This is a genomic window from Streptomyces sp. CLCI03 (assembly GCF_053615355.1).
This window is the reverse complement of record NZ_CM132132.1, coordinates 2,262,207-2,283,389: the sequence shown is the minus strand read 5'-3', so window position 1 is coordinate 2,283,389 and position 21,183 is coordinate 2,262,207. Positions and strand designations below refer to the sequence as shown.

The window sequence follows — 21,183 nt, the reverse complement described above, 5'->3', positions numbered from 1 at the left end:
GCTATTCGAATCGACGTAAGGATCCAATGACCTCCTCTTCTTCCCCTTCCCAGGACGCGCGGGACGCACAGGATGCGCGGGACCCGCAGAGCTTCACCGAGAGCCTTCGGGCCGATGCCCTGATGGAAGAGGACGTCGCCTGGAGCCACGAGATCGACGGAGACCGGGACGGCGAGCAGTTCGAACGCTCGGAGCGCGCGGCCCTGCGCCGCGTGGCCGGCCTCTCCACCGAACTCGAAGACGTCACCGAGGTCGAGTACCGGCAGCTGCGCCTGGAGCGTGTCGTGCTGGTCGGCGTCTGGACCTCCGGCACGGTGATCGACGCGGAGAACTCCCTCGCGGAGCTCGCCGCCCTCGCCGAGACGGCGGGTGCCCTCGTGCTCGACGGTGTGATCCAGCGCCGTGACAAGCCGGACCCGGCGACCTTCATCGGCTCGGGCAAGGCGCGTGAGCTGCGGGACATCGTCATGGAGAGCGGCGCCGACACCGTCGTGTGCGACGGCGAGCTCAGCCCCGGCCAGCTCATCGCCCTCGAAGACGTCGTCAAGGTGAAGGTGGTCGACCGGACCGCGCTGATCCTCGACATCTTCGCCCAGCACGCCAAGTCCCGAGAGGGCAAGGCGCAGGTCGCGCTCGCGCAGATGCAGTACATGCTGCCGCGACTGCGCGGCTGGGGTGCCTCGCTGTCCCGCCAGATGGGTGGCGGCGGCGGTGGCGGCATGGCCACCCGAGGTCCCGGTGAGACCAAGATCGAGACCGACCGGCGACGGATCCGCGAGAAGATGGCGAAGATGCGCCGGGAGATCGCGGAGATGAAGACCGGCCGTGACATCAAGCGGCAGGAACGGCGCCGCAACAAGGTGCCCTCGGTCGCCATCGCCGGTTACACGAACGCGGGCAAGTCCTCACTGCTCAACCGCCTCACGGGCGCGGGCGTACTGGTGGAGAACGCGCTGTTCGCCACCCTCGACCCGACCGTGCGCCGGGCCGAGACGCCGAGCGGCCGGGTCTACACCCTCGCCGACACCGTCGGCTTCGTCCGGCACCTGCCCCACCACCTGGTCGAGGCCTTCCGCTCCACGATGGAGGAGGTCGGGGACTCCGACCTGATCCTGCACATCGTGGACGGTTCGCACCCGGCACCGGAGGAGCAGCTGGCGGCGGTGCGCGAGGTGATCCGCGAGGTCGGCGCGGTGAACGTGCCCGAGATCGTCGTGATCAACAAGGCCGACGCCGCGGATCCGCTGGTTCTGCAGCGACTGCTGCGCATCGAGCGGCACTCCATCGCCGTCTCGGCGCGGACGGGCCTGGGCATCGAGGAACTCCTCGCGCTCATCGACTCCGAGCTGCCGCGACCCGAGGTCGAGGTGGAGGCCATGGTGCCGTACACGCGCGGCTCGCTGGTCGCCAAGGCGCACGCCGAGGGAGAGGTGATCTCCGAGGAGCACACCCCGGACGGCACCCTGCTCAAGGCGCGGGTCCACCAGGAACTGGCGGCGGACCTGGCGCCGTACGCGCTCGCGAAGCGCTGAGCGTGCCGGACCGCGCGTGACGGTGTGACGGCTGAGGCCCCCCTGCGGTGCAGGGGGGCCTCAGCCGTTCGGTCACGCCAGGGGTCCTACTTGAACTTGCGGCTGACGGCGTCGAAGATGCCCTTCGCCTCCGGACCCAGCCGGGGTCCGGCCAGCCAGCCAGCCTTGGCCGGCCCGATCGAGGTGTTCGACACCAGTGCCGGCTTGCCGTCGGAGCCCGCCGACACCCAGCCGCCACCGGAGGAACCGCCGGTCATGGTGCAGCCGATCCGGTACATCACCGGGTCGTTCGCGTTCAGGGACAGCCGGCCCGGCCTGTCCGTGCACTGGAAGGCACGCTGGCCGTCGAACGGAGCCGCCGCCGGGTAGCCCGTCGCCGTGACGCTCCCGACCTTCGGTACGGCCTGCGCGTTGAACTCCACCGGGAGCGCGGAACCGACCGTCTCCTCCAACGACTTGGTGCTGCCCTTCTCGGGCATCACGTGCAGCACGGCGAAGTCGTACGGGGCACCCGCGCCACCGGTCGGACCGCCGCCCGCGATCCACTGGTCCGAGGTCTGCGCCCAGTCGCTCCACCAGACGCCGAACGGAGCCACCTGGTCGCGGGGCGCACCCTTGAGCTGCGCCGCCTGCTTGCCCGCGTTGTTGTAGGACGGGACGAAGGCGATGTTGCGGTACCAACCGCCGGCCTTGCCCGCGTGCACGCAGTGGCCCGCCGTCCAGACCATGTTCGACTTGCCGGGGTGGGCCGGGTCCTTGACCACGGTCGCCGAGCAGACCATCGAGCCCTCGGGGCCGTCGAAGAAGACCTTGCCGGCCGCCGGAACGCTCGTGTGGTAGGGCGGGGTGGCCTGCTTCGCCGCCACCGGTGCCGGGACCGGGTCGCTGACGCCCTGGTCCTTGCCCGCGTCGGGGTCGACGGCCGGGCGCTGCGGCTGCTCGGCGTCACGCATGCGGTCCGGGTCCCACAGGCCCTCGATGACGGGGTTGATGTAGTCGCCGGCCTCGCGGAGCCAGTCCTCCCGCTTCCAGTTCTTCCACTCACCCCCCTTCCACTTCTCCAGGTCGATACCGTGCTCCTTGAGCTTGTCCTTGAGCTGGTCGGGGATCTTTATCCCGTCCTGGCTCGGCAGACTCGCCGCCACGGTCGGCTTGGCGTCGCCGCCGGCCTCCCCGTCGCCGGGGCCGCAGGCACCCGCGGTCAGCGCGAGCGTGGCCGCGCACAGAATCGCGGTGACCGGTCGGTTCGATCGCATGTTGTTCGTCCCCCTGGGAGTTCGAGGAGTGGAGTGCAGGCCCCCACTATGCCGCTGTCGCACAGGACGACCTAGGCCGGGGCCGTGGTTCCTGGCGTTCTCCCCTTACGGGACAAGGATCTTGAGTCAACCCGTGATCCCTCGCCGTCACCGTCGTTGGTACGTACGGGGGATGGGGGAGCAGCGTTCATGTTCGAGACGCAATCCGGAAGAGCAATCCGTGCGGGAGGACCGACACTCGTGGCTGTCACCGAGCCGGCCGCGGCGGCGGCCGCGACAGAGATCCCGCCTCAAGTACCGCAACAGGGAACCCGGGGGACGATTCCGGACGGGTCCGATGATCCGGACGCACGAGGTGGAGCGGGCGGTGCCGTCGCCTCCGAGGGCATCCTGCGCAGGCAGGCACAGCGGGAGTCCGCCGCCCGGACGTACGCCCGCTCGCTGCCCATCGTCCCGGTGCGGGCCCGCGGACTGACCATCGAGGGCGCCGACGGGCGGCGTTACCTCGACTGCCTCTCCGGCGCCGGCTCGCTCGCCCTCGGGCACAACCACCCGGTGGTGCTCGAAGCCATCCGGGGCGTCCTCGACTCCGGGGCTCCGCTGCACGTGCTGGACCTCGCGACCCCGGTCAAGGACGCCTTCACCACCGAGCTGTTCGCCAACCTGCCGCCCGCGCTGGCCGCCGACGCGCGCATCCAGTTCTGCGGGCCGGCCGGTACGGACGCCGTGGAGGCCGCCCTCAAACTGGTGCGCACCGCGACCGGACGCTCCGGGCTGCTCGCCTTCACCGGGGCCTACCACGGGATGACCGCCGGAGCCCTGGACGCCTCGGGAGGCGCCCCCGAGGTGAGGGTGACCCGGCTGCCCTACCCGCAGGACCTCCGCTGTCCGTTCGGCGTCGGCGGCCCCGAGGGCGCCGAACTCTCCGCGCGCTGGACGGAGAACCTGCTGGACGACCCGAAGGGCGGGGTGCCCGCCCCCGCCGCCATGATCGTCGAACCCGTGCAGGGCGAGGGCGGGGTGATCCCCGCCCCGGACGGCTGGCTGCGTCGGATGCGCGAGATCACCGCGGCGCGGGGTATCCCGCTGATCGCCGACGAGGTGCAGACGGGCGTCGGCCGGACCGGTGCCTTCTGGGGAGTCGACCACGCCGGAGTGGTGCCCGACGTCATGGTCCTCTCCAAGGCGATCGGCGGGAGCCTGCCGCTCGCGGTGATCGTGTACCGGGCCGACCTGGACGTGTGGGCCCCCGGCGCGCACGCGGGCACCTTCCGCGGCAACCAGCTCGCCATGGCCGCCGGTACCGCCACGCTCGCCTTCGTCCGCGAGAACCGGCTCGCCGAGCGCGCCGCCGCCCTGGGGGAGCGGATGCTGACGGCCCTGCAGGGCCTGGCCTGCGGCCATCCCTGTATCGGGGAGGTACGGGGCAGGGGCCTGATGATCGGTGTCGAACTCGTCGACCCCGACACGGGGGCCGCCGCACCGGCCCTCGCCGCCGCCGTCCGCCAGGAGTGCCTGGACCGCGGCCTCATCGTCGAGATCGGCGGCCGCCACGGCGCCGTGGTCCGCCTCCTTCCCCCGCTGACCCTGACCGACGAGCAGGCCGCGGCGGTCCTCGACCGCCTGGCCGACGCCATCCAGGCCGCCGCCCGCCGCACCCACTGACCCGTACACCGAGGACCCGCGATGCCAGACCCGCACCAGTCGACCCCCGTCACGGAGACCCAGCCGCTGTCTCCCGACCGGCTCGCCCCACCGCCGGGACCGGCCCAGGCGCAACCGGCCCCCGAGGCCGCCGCCCCGGGGCGGCCGTCGTCGCCGCCGGTCGGCACCACGGCGCCGTTGCGGGAAACCGCGGAGCCGCCGGCGCCCACGCCCCTGCCCGACGTACCCGCGTCGCAGGATCCGGCTCCGGCCGTAGGCGCGCCGGCCCGCCTCGGACCCGCCGAGGACACGCCGACCCCGCCCCCGGCCGGCACGCTGCCCCACCCGGACGGGACCACGGCCGAGCACCCGCGGCAGGACCCGGCGGGCGCACCCGACACGCCGGATCAACTCCCCCCGCTCGTCGCCGCGCCCGCCGTCACCGGGTCCGGGGCCGCCACCGCCGCCGAGGCGACGCCCACAGTGCCCCGGCAGAAGGACGGCACACCACCCCGGCCCCGCACCGGATGGACGAGCCCCCTCCGGCTGGAGCCGACCACCCTGCCCGACCTCCTCAACCACCCCGACCCGGCCGTCGCCGCCGAGGCCGCGGCGGTGGAGAACCTGCTCCGCTGCTGGGTCCGCGAATCCGGTCTCGGCCGTCCCGACGGCCCCGCCGGAACTCCCTTGCGTATCCCCCTTCCCGCCTCCGGCACCGCCCTGCTCGTCCCTGTACGCCACTGGTCCCACGCCGGCTGGCACCGATTCGGTGCGGTCCGCCTCGAAGGCACGACCGCCGCCGCGCCCTCCCTCGACGCCGTCACCATCGCCGCGCTCATCGCCCGTGAGGGCACGAGCGGCGGTCGGAGCGTCGCCGACCTCGTCGGCCGCGTCGCCGACTCGGTCCGCCGCACCGCCGAATTCATCGCCGACCGGCGCAGACGCCCCACCGCCCCGGCCCCCGTCGGTGGGGACCGCTTCCTCACCGCCGAACAGGCGCTCCTGCTCGGCCATCCCCTCCAGCCGGACCCGAAGAGTCGCGAAGGACTCTCCGAGGCCGAGGTACGCCGCTACTCACCCGAACTCCACGGCTCCTTCCCCCTGCACTGGTTCGCGGTCGAACCCGCCGCTCTCGCGAGCGAATCTGCCTGGACCGAGAGCGGCCGCCCCGTCTCCGCCCCGCAGCTCCTCGGTCGGCTCGCCCCCGGGCTCCCGTTGCCCCACGGCACCACCCCCCTTCCCCTGCACCCCTGGCAGGCCCGCGACCTGCTCCAGCGCCCCGCCGTCACCGCCCTCCGCGACGCGGGACTTCTGCACGACCTGGGCCCGCACGGCGAGCCCTGGTACCCCACCTCCTCCGTCCGCACCGTCCACCGCCCGGGCGCCCCCGCGATGCTCAAGCTCTCCCTGGGCCTGCGCATCACCAACTCCCGCCGCGAGAACCTCCGCAAGGAACTCCACCGCGGCGTCGAGGTGCACCGGCTGCTCCGCACCGGCCTCGCCGAGCAGTGGCAGGCCTCCCACCCCGCCTTCGACATCGTCCGCGACCCCGCCTGGGTCGCCGTGGACGCCCCGGACGGAACCCCGGTCCCCGGACTCGACGCCCTGCTGCGCCACAACCCCTTCCGTTCGGGCGACGACCCCGTATGCATCGCCGCGCTCACCGCTCCCCGCCCGTGGCCCGGCCGGACAACGATGAGCTCGCGCCTCGCCGAACTCGTCACCGGCCTCGCCACCGCCACCGGCCACACCACGTCCGCCGTCGCCGCCGAGTGGTTCCTGCGCTACCTCGACCACGTGGTCCTGCCGGTCCTCGCCTTCGACGCACTCGCCGGTATCGCCCTCGAAGCCCACCAGCAGAACACCCTGGTGCTCCTCGACCCGGCCGGCTGGCCGATCGGCGGCCGCTACCGCGACAACCAGGGCTACTACTTCCGCGAATCCCGCCGCGCGGAACTGGAGCACCGGCTCCCCGGCATCGGAAGCGCCAGCGACACCTTCGTCTCCGACGCCGTCACCGACGAACGCTTCGCCTACTACCTCGGCATCAACAACGTGCTCGGCCTCATCGGCGCCTTCGGATCCCAGCGGCTCGCGGACGAACGAGTCCTCCTCGCCGCCTTCCGCCGGTTCCTCGCCAAGGCCGCGGGCCTCGGCCCGCTCCCCGCACGGCTGCTCGACTCGCCCACCCTGCGCTGCAAGGCGAATCTGCTCACCCGCCTGGGCGGCCTCGACGAGCTGGTCGGCCCCGTCGACACCCAGTCCGTCTACGTCACCATCACCAACCCCCTTCACGATTGACGCGTCGGCGCCGACGCGGAGAAGAGCCCCCGATGCCCTCCACCGACACCCCGGCCCCAGCTTCGGCCGCCGGACCCGCCCACGACATCCGGTCCGCCGCAAGGATCACCGAAGCCACCGGCAGCACGCGCGAACAACGCCTCGACGTCGACCTGTTGCCCCTGCTCGCCGAGGCCGACCTGCTCGATTCCCCCGCCATCTGGGGCAGCGTCACCACACCCGCCGGAGCATTCCGCCTCGAACCCGTGCGGCCCGGCCGTGACCTGGAGCTCCTCACCGGTTGGATGAACGATCCCGAAGTGGCCGCCTACTGGGAGCTCGCCGGCCCCGCCGCGATCACCGCCGCCCACCTACGGGCCCAGCTCGACGGCGACGGCAGCAGCATCCCCTGCCTCGGCTTCCTCGACGGCACACCGATGAGCTACTGGGAGATCTACCGGGCCGACCTCGACCCGCTCGCCGGGCACTACCCGGCGCACCCCCACGACACGGGTATCCACCTGCTCATCGGAGACGGAACGAACCGCGGCCGCGGACTGGGAACAGCTCTGCTGCGCGCCGTCGCCGACCTGGTCCTCGGCAACCGCCCCCGCTGCACACGCGTCGTCGCGGAACCGGACATCCGCAACACCCCCTCCGTATCGGCCTTCCTGAACTCCGGTTTCCGCTGCTCCGCGGAAATCGACCTTCCCGAGAAGCGGGCCGCCCTGATGATCCGGGAGCGGGTGCTGCGCAATCTCCTCTGAGTGCCGCCCCACAAACCCCGACCGACGTCGGCAGCTTCGCACCTCTCCCTTCGATAACTCTGCGTGACGAAGCAAAGTTCCCGACCTCCGAGGAGCCCCGTGCCGAACTTTCCCGCAGCCCCCGAAACGGCCGAACCCGCCGTGCCCCCATCGCCCCAGCACCCCCGCACACCACCCGAACTCAACCGCACGACCTGGGACTTCGCCGCCCGCCGGCTGCTCGCCAAGATGCTCGGCGAATTCGCCTACGAGGAGATCATCCGGCCCGTCCCCGCACCGGCCGCCGCCGGCGACGCCTGGACCCTGGTCCTCGACGACGGCAGCAGCCTGGGCTTCCGCGCCCGCCGCCGCTCGTACGGCAGCTGGCACGTCACCCCGGACACGATCACCCTCACCCCACCGGCGTCCGCGTCGCCCTCACCGACCGTGCCCGGCGGCCTCGGGAGCCCCACCGCCTTCGGGGACCCGTACGCCTTCCTCATCCGGGCCCGTACCCTCCTCGGCCTCGACGGGCCCACCCTCGGTCACCTCGTCCGTGAGCTCAGCGCCACCCTCACCGCCGACGCCAGGCTCGACCACACCGCACTCACCGCCGACGTCCTCGCCGACCTCGACTACGCCGCCCTCGAAGGTCACCAGACCGGGCACCCCTGGCTCGTCCCCAACAAGGGCCGCATCGGACTCTCCGCCTCCGACACCGCGGCCTGGGCGCCCGAGGCCCGCACGCGTCAGCGACTGCCCTGGCTCGCCGCCCACACCTCGCTCGCCGCCTACCGCGGGACCGCGGGTCTGGAGGACCCCGCCCGCCTCTACACCGCCGAGCTCGGCCCCGTCACGCGGGCCACCTTCGACCGGTGCCTGCGCGACCGCGGCCTGGACCCGCTGCATTACCTCTACCTCCCCGTCCACCCCTGGCAGTGGGACGAGGTCGTCCTCCCCCTCTTCGCCCCGGCGCTCGCCTCCGGAGCCCTGGTACCGCTCCCCGCCGACCCCGACGTGCGACTCCCGCAGCAGTCCGTCCGCACCTTCCTCAACCTCAGCCGCCCCGACCGGCACAGCGTGAAACTGCCGCTCTCCGTCTTCAACACCATGGTCTGGCGCGGACTGCCGTCCGACCTCGCGCTCGCGGCCCCCGCCGTCACCGCCTGGATCCACTCCCTCCGTGACGGCGACCCCTTCCTCCGCGACGAGTGCCGGGTCGTCCTCCTCGGCGAGGTCGCCTCCGTCACCGTCCGTCACCCCGTCTACGACGAGCTCCCCGAGGTCCCGTACCAGTACAAGGAGCTCCTCGGCGCGATCTGGCGCGAACCCCTCACCGGCCTGCTGGCGCCCGGCGAGCGTGCCCGCACGCTCGCCTCCCTCCTCCACACCGATCCGCGCGGCCGGTCCTTCACCGCCGAACTCGTCGCCCGGTCCGGGCTGACCCCCACCGTCTGGCTGCAGCGCCTCTTCGCCGCCCTGCTGCCGCCGCTGCTCCACTTCCTCTACCGATACGGCACGGTCTTCTCCCCGCACGGCGAGAACACCATCGTGATCTTCGACGAGCACGACGTCCCCGTCCGGCTCGCGGTCAAGGACTTCGTGGACGACGTCAACATCACCGACGAACCGCTGCCCGAGCTGGAGGCCCTGCCCGACGAGGTCCGAGCGGTGCTGCTCACCGAGCCCGCCGACTACCTGCCCCAGTTCATCCACTCCGGGCTGTTCGTCGGTGTCTTCCGCTATCTCTCCGCCCTGTGCGAGGACGGCCTCGGCGTCCCCGAGATCGAGTTCTGGTCCCTCGTACGGGCGGAGATCCTGCGTCACCAGGCGCGCTTCCCGGAGCTCAAGGAGCGCTACGAGCTCTTCGACCTGCTCGGCGAACGCATCGGACGGCTCTGCCTGAACAGGAACCGACTGTACGAGGACGGCTACCGGGACCGGCCCGACCGCCCGCACGCCGTGCAGCACGGCACCGTACCCAACCCCCTGTACCGGCCATGATTGCTCGCCGGGGCTCCCACTGTCGGTGCGGCCCCGTAGGGTTGGCAGTGCTATGACGAAGCCCTCCCTCCCCGACCTGCTGCACGCCGCCGTCTCCGCCGTCGGCGGCACGGAGCGCCCCGGCCAGGTGGCCATGGCCGAAGCCGTCGCCGAAGCGATCGACGACAACTCCCACCGCCTGATCCAGGCGGGTACCGGCACCGGTAAGTCCCTCGGCTACCTGGTGCCGGCCCTCGCCCACGGCGAGCGTGTGGTCGTCGCCACGGCGACCCTCGCCCTCCAGCGGCAGCTCGTCGAGCGCGATCTGCCACGGACGGTGGAGGCACTGCACCCGCAGCTGCGCCGCCGCCCGCAGTTCGCCATGCTCAAGGGCCGGTCCAACTACCTCTGCCTGCACCGCCTGCACGAGGGCGCTCCGCAGGACGAGGAGGACGGCCTCTTCGACCAGTTCGAGGCGGCCGCGCCCACCAGCAAACTGGGCCAGGACCTGCTGCGCATGCGCGACTGGGCGGACGAGACCGAGACCGGGGACCGTGACGACCTGACCCCGGGCGTCTCGGACAAGGCCTGGTCGCAGATCTCGGTCTCCTCCCGCGAGTGCCTGGGCGCGACGAAGTGCGCGTACGGCGCCGAATGCTTCGCGGAGGCCGCCCGTGAGCGTGCCAAGCTCGCGGACGTGGTCGTCACCAACCACGCCCTGCTCGCCATCGACGCCATCGAGGGCGCGCCCGTGCTGCCGCAGCACGAGGTGCTGATCGTGGACGAGGCGCACGAGCTGGTCTCCCGGGTGACCGGCGTCGCCACCGGCGAGCTCACCCCGGGCCAGGTCAACCGGGCTGTGAAGCGTGCCGCCAAGCTGGTCGACGAGAAGACCGCGGACGCCCTCCAGACCGCCTCCGAAACCTTCGAACGGGTCATGGAGCTGGCCCTCCCCGGCCGGCTGGAGCAGATCCCCGAGGATCTCGGCTACGCGCTGATGTCCCTGCGGGACTCCGCCCGCAATGTGATCTCGGCGATCGGGGCGACCCGGGACAAGTCCATCCACGACGAGGACGCGGTACGCAAGCAGGCACTCGCCGCCGTGGAGAGCATCCACGGGGTGGCGGAGCGGATCACCAACGGCTCCGAGTACGACGTCGTCTGGTACGAGCGCCACGACCGCTTCGGCGCCACCCTCCGGGTCGCCCCCCTGTCGGTGTCCGGCCTGTTGCGCGAGAAGCTGTTCGAGGACCGCTCCGTGGTCCTGACCTCCGCCACCCTCAAGCTGGGCGGTGACTTCAACGGTGTCGCGGCCTCTTTGGGCCTGTCCGCCGAGGGGGTGGAGGGCGACGACGTTCCCGTCTGGCGCGGCCTCGATGTCGGCTCGCCCTTCGACTATCCCAAGCAGGGCATCCTCTACGTGGCCAAGCACCTGGCCACGCCGGGCCGCGAGGGAACCCGCGGCGACATGATGGACGAGCTCGCCGAGCTGATCGAGGCGGCCGGTGGCCGCACCCTCGGTCTCTTCTCTTCCATGCGCGGCGCCAAGGCGGCCGCCGAGGAGCTGCGCGGCCGGCTCGACAACCCGATCCTGCTCCAGGGCGAGGAAACCCTCGGCGAGCTGATCAAGTCCTTCGCCGCCGATCCGAAGACCTGTTTGTTCGGGACGCTGTCGCTCTGGCAGGGCGTGGACGTGCCCGGCCCCAGCTGCCAGCTCGTGGTCATGGACCGGATCCCCTTCCCCCGCCCCGATGACCCGCTGATGAGTGCCCGACAGAAGTCGGTCGAGGAGCACGGCGGCAACGGCTTCATGGCTGTCGCGGCCACGCACGCCGCTCTGCTGATGGCTCAGGGCGCGGGCCGTCTCGTACGGGCCTCGGGCGATCGGGGTGTCGTCGCGGTCCTGGACCCCCGGCTGGCGACAGCCCGGTACGGAAGCTTCCTGCGGGCCACCCTGCCCGACTTCTGGTACACCACGGACCGCAATCAGGCCCGGCGTTCCCTGGCGGCGATCGACGCGACGGCCAAGGCCGACGGCAAGTAGTTCACAGCTCGGCTGCTCCGCGGATCCACTGTTCCGTGGAGCAGCCGGATCCGCGAGCCCGCCGGTCCTACCTGCCGGCCCCACCGGTTCCAGGGCATGAACAACCCCCGGAACCGGCGCAGTGGGTCCCGGGGGCTGAATGGGGGCGGCGGGGTCAGACCCGACGCAGTACCGCGACGACCTTGCCGAGGATGGTCGCCTCGTCGCCGGGAATGGGCTGGTAGGCGGCGTTGTGCGGGAGGAGCCAGACATGGCCGTCCTCGCGCTTGAAACGCTTGACCGTGGCTTCGCCGTCGAGCATCGCGGCGACGATGTCGCCGTTCTCCGCGACCGGCTGGCGACGCACCGTGACCCAGTCGCCGTCGCAGATGGCGGCCTCGATCATCGAGTCGCCGACGACCTTGAGGACGAAGAGCTCGCCGTCGCCGACCAGCTGGCGGGGGAGCGGGAAGACGTCCTCGACCGACTCCTCGGCGAGGATCGGGCCGCCGGCCGCGATCCGGCCGACCAGGGGAACGTAGGAGGCCGCGGGCTTGCCGGTGGTGTCCGTGGGCTGCGAGCTCGGCTGGTCGGAGCCGCGTACCTCGTAGGCCCTCGGGCGGTGCGGGTCACGCCGAAGGAAGCCCTTGCGTTCCAGGGCCATCAGCTGGTGTGCGACCGACGAGGTGCTGGACAGGCCGACCGCCTGGCCGATCTCCCGCATCGACGGCGGGTACCCCCGACGCTGCACGGAGTCGCGAATGACCTCGATGACCCTCCGCTGCCGGTCCGTGAGCCCGGAGCTGTCGGCGCGGATGCCTGGAGGGCGACCTGGCAGCGAGCGTGCGGGGCGTACTACGGGCTCCGCATCCGGGTTCAGGTTTGCGTCGTTCATGGCATGCACCGGCTCGAGTCGGCTCTGGGAGCGGTTCTGGGCAGTGATGGCGGCACTGTCTGCGGTGGTGGTCACGTCGGCCCCTCTCGAAATGTTCTCCCTAGCTGGACAACGGTAGTAGCTTTCGAAAGGTTGCGCCAAACACACGTTCGAGTGAAAAATCGCAGATCGTCCAGCGTGGGCATTTCAAGAGGTGTATGGACGATCGGTTCGCCGAACGCGGGTTCGGCTCGACATCCGCCGCTTACGGTACCCTTCCCGGTCGGATCGCCACCTTCCGGGCCTGTGCCCAGTGTGGCACCGCGAGACCTCGTGTCCGCCCAACGGACACCGCGACACGCGGAGTCGCGCAAATCCGCCGCAACCCAAGATCTAGTGGTTGGATGAGCGCTGCCACCCAGAGGTTGTGGTCCTCGGGTCTTCCGAGGGGGCCGGCATCGCATATGCTGGTGGCTGCTCCACGAGCCCCCGACAGAGTCCGTCTCCGTCGTTGAGGGGCTCCATGGGGTGATTCGGTCGTGCCAAAAGGGAGGGTGAGGGAACCATGCACTGCCCCTTCTGCAGGCACCCCGACAGCCGCGTCGTCGACAGTCGCACCACGGACGACGGCACGTCGATCCGCAGGCGCCGTCAGTGCCCCGACTGCTCCCGTCGCTTCACGACGGTGGAGACGGCCTCGCTGATGGTGATCAAGCGCAGCGGGGTGACGGAACCCTTCAGCCGTACCAAGGTCATCTCCGGCGTGCGCAAGGCGTGCCAGGGGCGGCCGGTCACCGAGGACGCCCTCGCCAAGCTCGGCCAGCGGGTCGAGGAGGCGCTGCGCGCCACCGGGAGCGCCGAGCTGACCACCCACGACGTGGGTCTGGCCATACTCGGCCCGTTGCAGGAGCTCGACCTGGTCGCGTACCTGCGGTTCGCCTCCGTCTACAAAGCTTTCGACACCCTTGAAGACTTCGAGACCGCTATCGCGGAACTCCGCGTTCCGCGGTCTCATCCTGAAGAGTGCGAGCTCGGGAGGACCGCCCAGGTCCCCGTGCCCGCCTCCGCCGCCGACTGATCGGACCACCCGTGCCGCGGCGCTCACGCGTCGTGACACGGCCGCTCGGCCAGGCGAAGAGACGTAGATACAAGACACAGCATCGTGCCGCGGAATATCGATGGCACTTTAGGGCGTTTTTGCCCGCATATGGGAGGAAGCGGCATGACAGAGACGGCGAGCGGCTCGGCACGTGGTTCCCGCGCCAAGGGGACCAAGGCTGCCAAGGGCGGCCTGCGTATCGAGCGCATCCACACCACCCCGGGCGTGCACCCTTACGACGAGGTGAGCTGGGAACGCCGTGACGTCGTCATGACCAACTGGCGCGACGGCTCGGTCAACTTCGAGCAGCGTGGCGTGGAGTTCCCCGACTTCTGGTCGGTGAACGCGGTCAACATCGTCACCAGCAAGTACTTCCGCGGCGCCGTCGGCACCCCGCAGCGCGAGACCGGTCTCAAGCAGCTCATCGACCGGATCGTGAAGACGTACACGAAGGCCGGCGAGGACTTCGACTACTTCTCCTCGCCCGCCGACGCGGAAATCTTCGAGCACGAGCTGACCTACGCCCTGCTCCACCAGATCTTCAGCTTCAACTCCCCGGTGTGGTTCAACGTCGGTACGCCCCAGCCGCAGCAGGTCTCCGCCTGCTTCATCCTGGCCGTCGACGACTCCATGGAGTCGATCCTCGACTGGTACAAGGAAGAGGGCATGATCTTCAAGGGCGGCTCCGGCGCCGGCCTGAACCTCTCCCGCATCCGCTCCTCCAAGGAGCTCCTCTCCTCCGGCGGCAACGCCTCCGGCCCGGTCTCCTTCATGCGAGGCGCCGACGCGTCCGCAGGAACGATCAAGTCCGGTGGCGCCACCCGCCGCGCGGCCAAGATGGTCGTCCTGGACGTCGACCACCCGGACGTCGAGGCCTTCATCGAGACCAAGGTGAAGGAGGAGGAGAAGATCCGTGCCCTGCGCGACGCGGGCTTCGACATGGACCTGGGCGGCGACGACATCACGTCCGTCCAGTACCAGAACGCCAACAACTCCGTCCGCGTGAACGACGAGTTCATGACGGCCGTCGAGAACGGCACCCAGTTCGGCCTGCGGGCCCGGATGACCGGTGAGGTCATCGAGAAGGTCGACGCCAAGGCGCTCTTCCGCAAGCTCGCCGAGGCCGCGTGGGCCTGCGCCGACCCGGGCATCCAGTACGACGGTGTGATCAACAACTGGCACACCTGCCCCGAGTCCGGCCGCATCACCGCGTCCAACCCGTGCAGCGAGTACATGCACCTGGACAACACGTCCTGCAACCTCGCCTCGCTCAACCTGATGAAGTTCCTGAACGACGACGGCAAGGGCAACCAGTCCTTCGACGCCGAGCGCTTCGCCAAGGTCGTCGAGCTCGTCATCACCGCGATGGACATCTCCATCTGCTTCGCGGACTTCCCGACGCAGAAGATCGGCGACAACACCCGCGCCTTCCGCCAGCTGGGCATCGGCTACGCCAACCTCGGCGCCCTGCTGATGGCCACCGGCCACGCGTACGACTCCGACGGCGGCCGCACCCTCGCCGCGTCGATCACCTCGCTGATGACCGGTACCGCGTACAAGCGCTCCGCCGAGCTGGCCGCCGTCGTCGGTCCGTACGACGGCTACGCCCGCAACGCCGAGTCCCACAAGCGCGTCATGAAGCAGCACGCCGACGCCAACGCCGTCGCGCCGCGCACCGAGGACCTGGACAACAGCATCTGGGCCGCGGCCACCGAGGCATGGCAGGACGTGCTGCGCCTCGGCGAGAAGAACGGCTTCCGCAACTCCCAGGCCTCCGTCCTCGCGCCGACCGGCACCATCGGTCTCGCGATGTCCTGCGACACCACCGGTGTCGAGCCGGACCTGGCCCTGGTCAAGTTCAAGAAGCTCGTCGGCGGCGGCTCGATGCAGATCGTCAACGGCACCGTCCCGCAGGCCCTGCGCCGCCTGGGTTACCAGGAGGAGCAGATCGAGGCGATCGTCTCGCACATCGCCGAGCACGGTGTGGTCGTCGACGCCCCGGGCCTGAAGGCCGAGCACTACTCGGTGTTCGACTGCGCCATGGGCGAGCGCTCCATCTCCGCGATGGGCCACGTCCGCATGATGGCCGCGATCCAGCCGTGGATCTCCGGCGCGATCTCGAAGACGGTCAACATGCCGGAGACGGCGACCGTCGAGGAGATCGAGGAGATCTACTTCGAGGCGTGGAAGATGGGCGTCAAGGCGCTCGCGATCTACCGCGACAACTGCAAGGTCGGCCAGCCCCTCTCCGCGAAGAAGAAGGAGCAGGAGAAGGAAGAGGTCACCGCCAAGGCGGAGGAGACCATCCGCGCCACCGTCGAGAAGGTCATCGAGTACCGCCCCGTCCGCAAGCGTCTCCCCAAGGGCCGCCCGGGCATCACCACCTCCTTCACGGTCGGCGGCGCCGAGGGCTACATGACGGCGAACTCCTACCCGGACGACGGCCTGGGCGAGGTCTTCCTGAAGATGTCCAAGCAGGGCTCGACCCTCGCGGGCATGATGGACGCCTTCTCGATCGCCGTCTCGGTCGGTCTGCAGTACGGCGTTCCGCTCGAGACGTACGTCTCGAAGTTCACGAACATGCGCTTCGAGCCGGCCGGCATGACGGACGACCCGGACGTGCGGATGGCGCAGTCGATCGTCGACTACATCTTCCGCCGCCTGGCGCTGGACTTCCTGCCCTTCGAGACCCGCTCGGCCCTCGGCATCCACACCGCCGAGGAGCGCCAGCGTCACCTGGACACCGGCTCCTACGAGCCGCTCGAGGACGAGCTGGACACCGAGTCCCTGATGCAGGCGGCCCCGCTGGCCGCGGTTCCGTCGGCCCCGAAGCCGGTCGTGACCGCCTCCGTCCCGTCCCCGAAGACGGCGCACAGCAGCGCGGAACTGGTCGAGATGCAGCTCGGCGTCTCCGCCGACGCCCCGCTCTGCTTCTCCTGCGGTACGAAGATGCAGCGCGCCGGCTCCTGCTACATCTGCGAGGGCTGCGGCTCGACGAGCGGCTGCAGCTGACCGTGATGCCCGCACGGGCATGAGATAGCTGTTCAGGTGGGGTGTTCGCGGTGACGCGGACACCCCATCCGGCGTTTCGCCGACGCCGTGTTCGCACCGCGCGCCTCAGACCTCGCATGCCCGGGCCGGCTCGTCCGCGCGCCGGTCGAGCCGACCGAGGTGGGTGCGGAGCTTCTCCAGCACTCCCGGGCACGGACGCAGCGAGCCGTCGAACGTGTCACCAGCCCGGGCACGGTGCGCGATCGCGTGCTGGGCGGCACCCTCGCGGAGCTGCTCGGTCTGTGACCGTGGGGGGACGTACGTGAGCGGGCGCGTCAGTGGGGGATGCGGCGGGAGGGGCGGGTGACCAGCTCCTCGCGGAACTCGGCGATCCGGGAGTGGACCTGGCGCATCAGGTGGGTGTCCTCGATGCGGTCCAGATAGAGGCAGCGCGCAGCCAGGCCCGGCAGGTCGAAGGCGAAGCACAGGGACATCAGCGGGTTCACGAACAGCTCGCTGCCCCGCGTGCGGCTGGTGAACTGCACGTCGCCGAAGGAGCCCCGGACCGCCGCGGCGATCGAGCCGTTCACGATGCTGGGCCGGTCCGGCGTCCGGTCCTGGGCGTGGGCCACCGCGTCGAGGAAGAGCGCGCCCTCCCTGGTGGCGCGCGGTATGGAGAACGCGCCGAGGTAGGCGCCCGCGCGCTCCAGCGCCGCGATGTTCTCCAGCACCAGGCCGTGACTGACCCCGTGGTACGCGTCCACGCCGAAGCCCACCGACACGACGAGACGTTCCGGTACGTCCTCCAGAGCGGCCAAGGCGGCCACGCTGGTGAGGTCCTCCTCGGGGGTCCCGAGGCCCGCCTCGTCGCCCCGCATCAGGATGTCCGTGCCGCCGTCGACCAGGACGATCGCGTCGATGCGGTGGAGGTCGACCAGCGCGCGGTAGGCGGCGCGCAACGGCTGCACCCCGGTCTGGGGGAAGGCGTACACGGTGTCCGGATAGCCGTGGATCGCCAGCCACTGGGCAAGGGTCCGCTCGGGGAAGTAGGACAGGTGGGGTGCGGAGTCGGGGGTGACGGCGGCGAGGTCGGGAGCCACCCACGCCTCGGTGGGCAGGCCGGCGAGGGTGCTGAAGGAGAGGTTCGCCAACTGGACCCGCTTGCCCTGGTGCATGAGGGACAGGGCGACGGGGAGACCGGCGTAGATGTCGAAGCCGCCGCCCGCACCTGTGACCAGGATGCTCTCGGCGTCGGCGAGGCGGTCGAAGAGCGGGTTGGAGTGCAGGGCCGTCATGGTGATCATTGTGCGGGGAGCGCAGGACCGCGCGCCTGTGGATTTCGCGGCGGTACGACGGCCGACGTGGCGGGGGAACGGGGAGATGGTCGGTCATGTGGAGCGGTGACGAGCTGGACCTGGACGCGTATCTGGAGCGGATCGGATATCAGGAGGAACGGGAGGCGTCCGGGGAACTCCGGCCGGACCTCCGCACGTTGTACGCAGTGCACCGCGCCCACACCGCCGCCATGACCTTCGAGAGTCTGGACGTCCTGCTCGGCCGCCCCGTCGCACTGGACCTCAAGGCGATCGAGGGAAAGCTCGTGCACGCCCGCCGCGGAGGCTACTGCTACGAGCAGAACTCGCTCCTGGCCGCCGCCTTGGAGCGGATCGGGTTCGAGGTCTCCGGACGCGGTGCCCGGAACCGGACCCGAGGCGACTCCGTCCTCGCCGTGACACACGCCGTCCTCGTCGTCACCGTCGCGGGTGAACCATGGCTGTGCGACGCGGGGTTCGGCTTCCAGGGACCTCGGGAACCGGTGCCGCTGGCGCGTCCGGGCACCGAGGTGCGGCAGGGCGAGTGGACGTACCGCGTCCGCGAGGAGGAGGACGGCGTCCTCGTGCTGTGCCTGCTGCGCGGCGACACCTGGCGCGACCTGTACGCCTTCTCCCCGCAGCACTACCACCCGGTCGACTACGTCGTGCTCAACCACTACAGCTCCAGCCATCCCGCCTCCTCCTTCACCGGGCGGCTGATCGTCCAGCGGCCGGGCGACGGCGTCCGCCAGGCGCTCGTCGGGCGGGAACTCACCCGACTGCACCCCGACGGCCGCGTCGAGCAGGAGATCATCGGCCCGGACGAGCTGCTCGCCGTGCTCGACCGGGAGTTCGGGCTTCGGCTGCCCGATCGGGATGCGGCGGAACTGGTACGGATCCACCGCGCCGAGGACTGACCGGGGCCCCGCCTGGCCCGTACGATGGCGCCGTGCTGGTCAAGTGGATTCGCTGCACGGTGACGGACCGACGCGGGTTCGAGCGCGGGCAGCGAAAATGGGCGGGGCTGCCGGGCGAGCCGGGATTCCGGGGGCAGGGCGGCGGCTGGAGCCGGGGCCGGCAGGGGGTCGCGCATGTCTTCGCGTTCTGGGAGAGCCGGTCCTTCTACGACTCCTTCATGGCCCGCTCGCACGACCGGCTGGCCGCCTCCCAGAACGGCACCTACACCGATCTGCGGGTCACCCTCTTCGACCACCGCTTCGACGTGAAGACCGGCTTCGAGCCGCGCTTCACCGACGCCGACGTCGTCCGGGTCGCGCACACCCGGGTCAGGGAGGGGCGGGTCGACCACTTCGCCCTCATGCAGGAGAAGGTGTGGAATCCGGCGATGGCGGGCTCGCCCGGCATGATCCGGGGCCTCTTCGGAGAGGCCCCGGGTCGGGAGTTCCTGGTGCTCTCGATGTGGCACGCCGCCGCCGAGCACGGCAAGTACCGGCAGGAGCGGGTCGAGCGGCTCTCCCTGCGCGCCCAGATCCAGGCCGACGTCGAGGCCCTCACCGGCGATGTCGTCGACCTCGAACCCTCATGGACGGTATGACCGTACGATGACCGCCGCCGTCCGCTCGGCGTGCCCGAACGGCGGGCCGCCCGGGGGACGAATAGGGTTATGGGATGGTTCGACCACGGCGCATCGTCCTTGTCCGACACGGGGAATCGGAGGGGAACGCCGACGACTCCGTGTACGAGCGGGAGCCCGACCACGCACTGCGGCTGACCCCCACCGGACGCGAGCAAGCGGCGACGGCCGGAGTCCGGCTGCGCGAGCTCTTCGGCACCGAGACGATCAGCGCGTACGTCTCCCCGTACCGCCGCACCCTGCAGACCTTCCGTGAGCTCCGGCTGGACCCGACCCGGGTGCGGATGCGCGAGGAGCCGCGCCTGCGCGAGCAGGACTGGGGGAACTGGCAGGACCGGAACGACGTACGGCTGCAGAAGGCGTACCGGGACGCGTACGGGCACTTCTTCTACCGGTTCGCGCAGGGCGAGTCGGGGGCCGACGTGTACGACAGGGTCGGGTCCTTCCTGGAGAGCCTCTACCGCAGCTTCGAGGCCCCCGACCATCCCCAGAACGTGCTGCTGGTGACGCACGGGCTGACGATGCGGCTGTTCTGCATGCGCTGGTTCCACTGGTCCGTGGCCGAATTCGAGGCCCTGTCCAATCCGGGCAACGGCGAATTCCGGGTGCTCCTGCTCGGACCGGACGGCCGGTACCGGATGGACCGCCCGTTTGAGCGGTGGACCACACCCGAGCCTTATGACCTGGACGGCTAGAGTGGCCCGCGATGACGCCTGATTCCACTCCCGAACGGCGCTACGCGCGCGCCATGGCCAGCCTCCGAGGGCTGGCGCTGGGTGACGCCCTCGGCTCCCAGTACTTCGTCCCCGTGAACTACCCACTGCTCAAGCGGCGCGAGCTGCCCACCGGCGCCGAGGCGTGGCAGTGGACCGACGACACCGAGATGGCCTGCTCGGTGGTGGCGGTGCTGGCCGAGCACGGGCGGATCGACCAGGACGCGCTCGCGAGTTCCTTCGCCCACCACCACGACTTCGACCGCGGCTACGGGCCGGCGGTGAACCGGATGCTGCGACTGGTGCGGGAAGGCGAGGACTGGCGCACGCTGGCCGCCGAACTCTTCAACGGGCAGGGCTCGTGGGGCAACGGCGCCGCCATGCGGATCGCACCGCTGGGTGCCTGGTACGCCGACGACCCGGAGCAGGCCACCCACCAGGCGGAGATCTCCGCCTACACCACCCACCAGCACCGCGAGGCCGTGTGCGGGGCGATGGCGGTCGCCGCGGCCGCGGCCATCGCCGCGAGCACCGACGCCCCGCCGAAGGCCTCCGACCTGCTGGACGGGGTGATCGCATTGGTGCCGCGCAGCGCGGTGGGCGCCGGGCTGCGGCGTGCGCGGGACATGCTGGACTACGGCGACGCCACCACGGTCGCGGCGGTCCTGGGCTGCGGGCGGCGCACGAGCGCGCACGACACCGTGCCCTTCGCCCTGTGGTCGGCGGCGCGGGCGCTGGACGACTACGAGAACGCGTTCTGGACCACCGCGCAGGTGGGTGGCGACGTCGACACGACCTGCGCGATCGTCGGCGGGGTGCTGGGAGCGCGCGGGGACGCCGCACTGCCCGCCGCGTGGCTGGCGCGTACCGAGGCCCTGCCGGCCTGGCTGCCGGAGGTCGCCGCGGGCTGACGCGCCCGCGGCCCGATCGGAGAGGCCACCGGGGGAGTTGGCGGCCTAGCGGTGCCTCGGCCTCGTTCGCGAACTCACCTACGTCCGGCGCCCGTGAAATATCCCGCTCCGATTGTCACGGTCCTGCCACAGCACTCTTTTGATCCTGTTCAAAACTGCATCGCGTCGGCCTACCCTGTCCGCATCGCCGCCCCACCCTGAACTCCGGGGCGGCCGACAGGGGA

16 protein-coding genes are annotated in these 21,183 nt (G+C 70.9%); 13 read left to right on the top strand and 3 right to left on the bottom strand.

All coding sequences use genetic code 11. From position 1 onward, the window contains the following. Positions 1-26 precede the first annotated feature (26 nt). Positions 27-1,532 carry a GTPase HflX gene (gene hflX / locus ACWG52_RS10305; RefSeq protein WP_030713381.1) on the top strand — a complete coding sequence of 502 codons (1,506 nt, stop codon included), beginning with the start codon at positions 27-29 and terminating at the stop codon, positions 1,530-1,532. A gap of 86 nt (positions 1,533-1,618) precedes the next feature. On the opposite strand, the gene ACWG52_RS10300 is transcribed toward hflX, so the two are convergent. Continuing rightward, complete coding sequence (locus ACWG52_RS10300; RefSeq protein ID WP_033217421.1) at positions 1,619-2,788, bottom strand: trypsin-like serine peptidase; 1,170 nt, start codon at positions 2,786-2,788, stop codon at positions 1,619-1,621. Between the two features lie 189 nt (positions 2,789-2,977). Between ACWG52_RS10300 and ACWG52_RS10295 the strand changes: the two genes are divergently transcribed. From ACWG52_RS10295 to ACWG52_RS10275, 5 genes are all read left to right on the top strand, one after another. Beyond that, on the top strand, positions 2,978-4,453 hold the full coding sequence (locus ACWG52_RS10295) for a diaminobutyrate--2-oxoglutarate transaminase family protein (protein ID WP_390167467.1): 1,476 nt from the start codon (positions 2,978-2,980) through the stop codon (positions 4,451-4,453). Between the two features lie 21 nt (positions 4,454-4,474). Further along, positions 4,475-6,733 carry an IucA/IucC family protein gene (locus ACWG52_RS10290; RefSeq protein ID WP_390167469.1) on the top strand — a complete coding sequence of 753 codons (2,259 nt, stop codon included), beginning with the start codon at positions 4,475-4,477 and terminating at the stop codon, positions 6,731-6,733. Between the two features lie 32 nt (positions 6,734-6,765). After that, complete coding sequence (locus ACWG52_RS10285; RefSeq protein ID WP_453128524.1) at positions 6,766-7,479, top strand: GNAT family N-acetyltransferase; 714 nt, start codon at positions 6,766-6,768, stop codon at positions 7,477-7,479. A 99-nt stretch (positions 7,480-7,578) separates the two neighbouring features. Beyond that, complete coding sequence (locus ACWG52_RS10280; protein ID WP_390139715.1) at positions 7,579-9,462, top strand: IucA/IucC family protein; 1,884 nt, start codon at positions 7,579-7,581, stop codon at positions 9,460-9,462. A 52-nt stretch (positions 9,463-9,514) separates the two neighbouring features. Further along, complete coding sequence (locus ACWG52_RS10275; RefSeq protein ID WP_453128521.1) at positions 9,515-11,485, top strand: ATP-dependent DNA helicase; 1,971 nt, start codon at positions 9,515-9,517, stop codon at positions 11,483-11,485. 154 nt (positions 11,486-11,639) lie between these two features. Here ACWG52_RS10275 and lexA read toward each other — a convergent pair whose 3' ends face one another. Next, entirely contained in the window at positions 11,640-12,434 is a 795-nt protein-coding gene (lexA, locus tag ACWG52_RS10270) for a transcriptional repressor LexA (protein WP_030713361.1), read from the bottom strand. A 469-nt stretch (positions 12,435-12,903) separates the two neighbouring features. Here lexA and nrdR point away from each other — a divergent pair, with 469 nt between their 5' ends. The 3 genes from nrdR to ACWG52_RS10255 all read left to right on the top strand — a co-directional run bounded on the left by nrdR (position 12,904) and on the right by ACWG52_RS10255 (position 16,734). Further along, entirely contained in the window at positions 12,904-13,416 is a 513-nt protein-coding gene (gene nrdR / locus ACWG52_RS10265; RefSeq protein ID WP_030713347.1) for a transcriptional regulator NrdR, read from the top strand. Positions 13,417-13,560: 144 nt separating this feature from the next. Next, a complete protein-coding gene (locus ACWG52_RS10260; protein ID WP_389809849.1) occupies positions 13,561-16,449 on the top strand; it encodes a vitamin B12-dependent ribonucleotide reductase in 2,889 nt (962 codons plus the stop codon). A 159-nt stretch (positions 16,450-16,608) separates the two neighbouring features. After that, positions 16,609-16,734, top strand: a complete 126-nt coding sequence (locus ACWG52_RS10255) for a hypothetical protein (RefSeq protein WP_453128519.1) — start codon at positions 16,609-16,611, stop codon at positions 16,732-16,734. A gap of 29 nt (positions 16,735-16,763) precedes the next feature. On the opposite strand, the gene ACWG52_RS10250 is transcribed toward ACWG52_RS10255, so the two are convergent. Continuing rightward, the gene (locus ACWG52_RS10250) at positions 16,764-17,723 is read right to left on the bottom strand and encodes a DUF1152 domain-containing protein (RefSeq protein ID WP_389809843.1); all 960 of its coding nucleotides are present in this window, start codon (positions 17,721-17,723) and stop codon (positions 16,764-16,766) included. 95 nt (positions 17,724-17,818) lie between these two features. On the opposite strand from ACWG52_RS10250, the gene ACWG52_RS10245 reads away from it, so the two are divergent. The 4 genes from ACWG52_RS10245 to ACWG52_RS10230 all read left to right on the top strand — a co-directional run bounded on the left by ACWG52_RS10245 (position 17,819) and on the right by ACWG52_RS10230 (position 20,959). Beyond that, positions 17,819-18,658 (top strand): arylamine N-acetyltransferase family protein, encoded by an 840-nt coding sequence (locus ACWG52_RS10245; RefSeq protein ID WP_389809840.1) that lies wholly within the window; start codon positions 17,819-17,821, stop codon positions 18,656-18,658. A 32-nt stretch (positions 18,659-18,690) separates the two neighbouring features. Beyond that, the gene (locus ACWG52_RS10240) at positions 18,691-19,296 is read left to right on the top strand and encodes a YdbC family protein (RefSeq protein ID WP_030713338.1); all 606 of its coding nucleotides are present in this window, start codon (positions 18,691-18,693) and stop codon (positions 19,294-19,296) included. 74 nt (positions 19,297-19,370) lie between these two features. Continuing rightward, positions 19,371-20,030, top strand: a complete 660-nt coding sequence (locus ACWG52_RS10235) for a histidine phosphatase family protein (RefSeq protein WP_389809836.1) — start codon at positions 19,371-19,373, stop codon at positions 20,028-20,030. 11 nt (positions 20,031-20,041) lie between these two features. Continuing rightward, positions 20,042-20,959: an ADP-ribosylglycohydrolase family protein gene (locus ACWG52_RS10230; RefSeq protein ID WP_453128515.1), complete on the top strand. Its 918-nt coding sequence runs from the start codon at positions 20,042-20,044 to the stop codon at positions 20,957-20,959. Positions 20,960-21,183 lie beyond the last annotated feature (224 nt).

Bases quoted from the DNA above. Each gene is read 5' to 3' on its own strand.
- ACWG52_RS10275 (WP_453128521.1), top strand. From the start codon at position 9,515: ATGACGAAGCCCTCCCTCCCCGACCTGCTGCACGCCGCCGTCTCCGCC.
- hflX (WP_030713381.1), top strand. From the start codon at position 27: ATGACCTCCTCTTCTTCCCCTTCCCAGGACGCGCGGGACGCACAGGAT.
- ACWG52_RS10235 (WP_389809836.1), top strand. From the start codon at position 19,371: ATGGTTCGACCACGGCGCATCGTCCTTGTCCGACACGGGGAATCGGAG.
- ACWG52_RS10250 (WP_389809843.1), bottom strand. From the start codon at position 17,723: ATGACGGCCCTGCACTCCAACCCGCTCTTCGACCGCCTCGCCGACGCC.
- ACWG52_RS10245 (WP_389809840.1), top strand. From the start codon at position 17,819: ATGTGGAGCGGTGACGAGCTGGACCTGGACGCGTATCTGGAGCGGATC.
- ACWG52_RS10260 (WP_389809849.1), top strand. From the start codon at position 13,561: ATGACAGAGACGGCGAGCGGCTCGGCACGTGGTTCCCGCGCCAAGGGG.
- ACWG52_RS10290 (WP_390167469.1), top strand. From the start codon at position 4,475: ATGCCAGACCCGCACCAGTCGACCCCCGTCACGGAGACCCAGCCGCTG.
- ACWG52_RS10300 (WP_033217421.1), bottom strand. From the start codon at position 2,788: ATGCGATCGAACCGACCGGTCACCGCGATTCTGTGCGCGGCCACGCTC.
- ACWG52_RS10295 (WP_390167467.1), top strand. From the start codon at position 2,978: ATGTTCGAGACGCAATCCGGAAGAGCAATCCGTGCGGGAGGACCGACA.
- ACWG52_RS10230 (WP_453128515.1), top strand. From the start codon at position 20,042: ATGACGCCTGATTCCACTCCCGAACGGCGCTACGCGCGCGCCATGGCC.
- ACWG52_RS10285 (WP_453128524.1), top strand. From the start codon at position 6,766: ATGCCCTCCACCGACACCCCGGCCCCAGCTTCGGCCGCCGGACCCGCC.
- nrdR (WP_030713347.1), top strand. From the start codon at position 12,904: ATGCACTGCCCCTTCTGCAGGCACCCCGACAGCCGCGTCGTCGACAGT.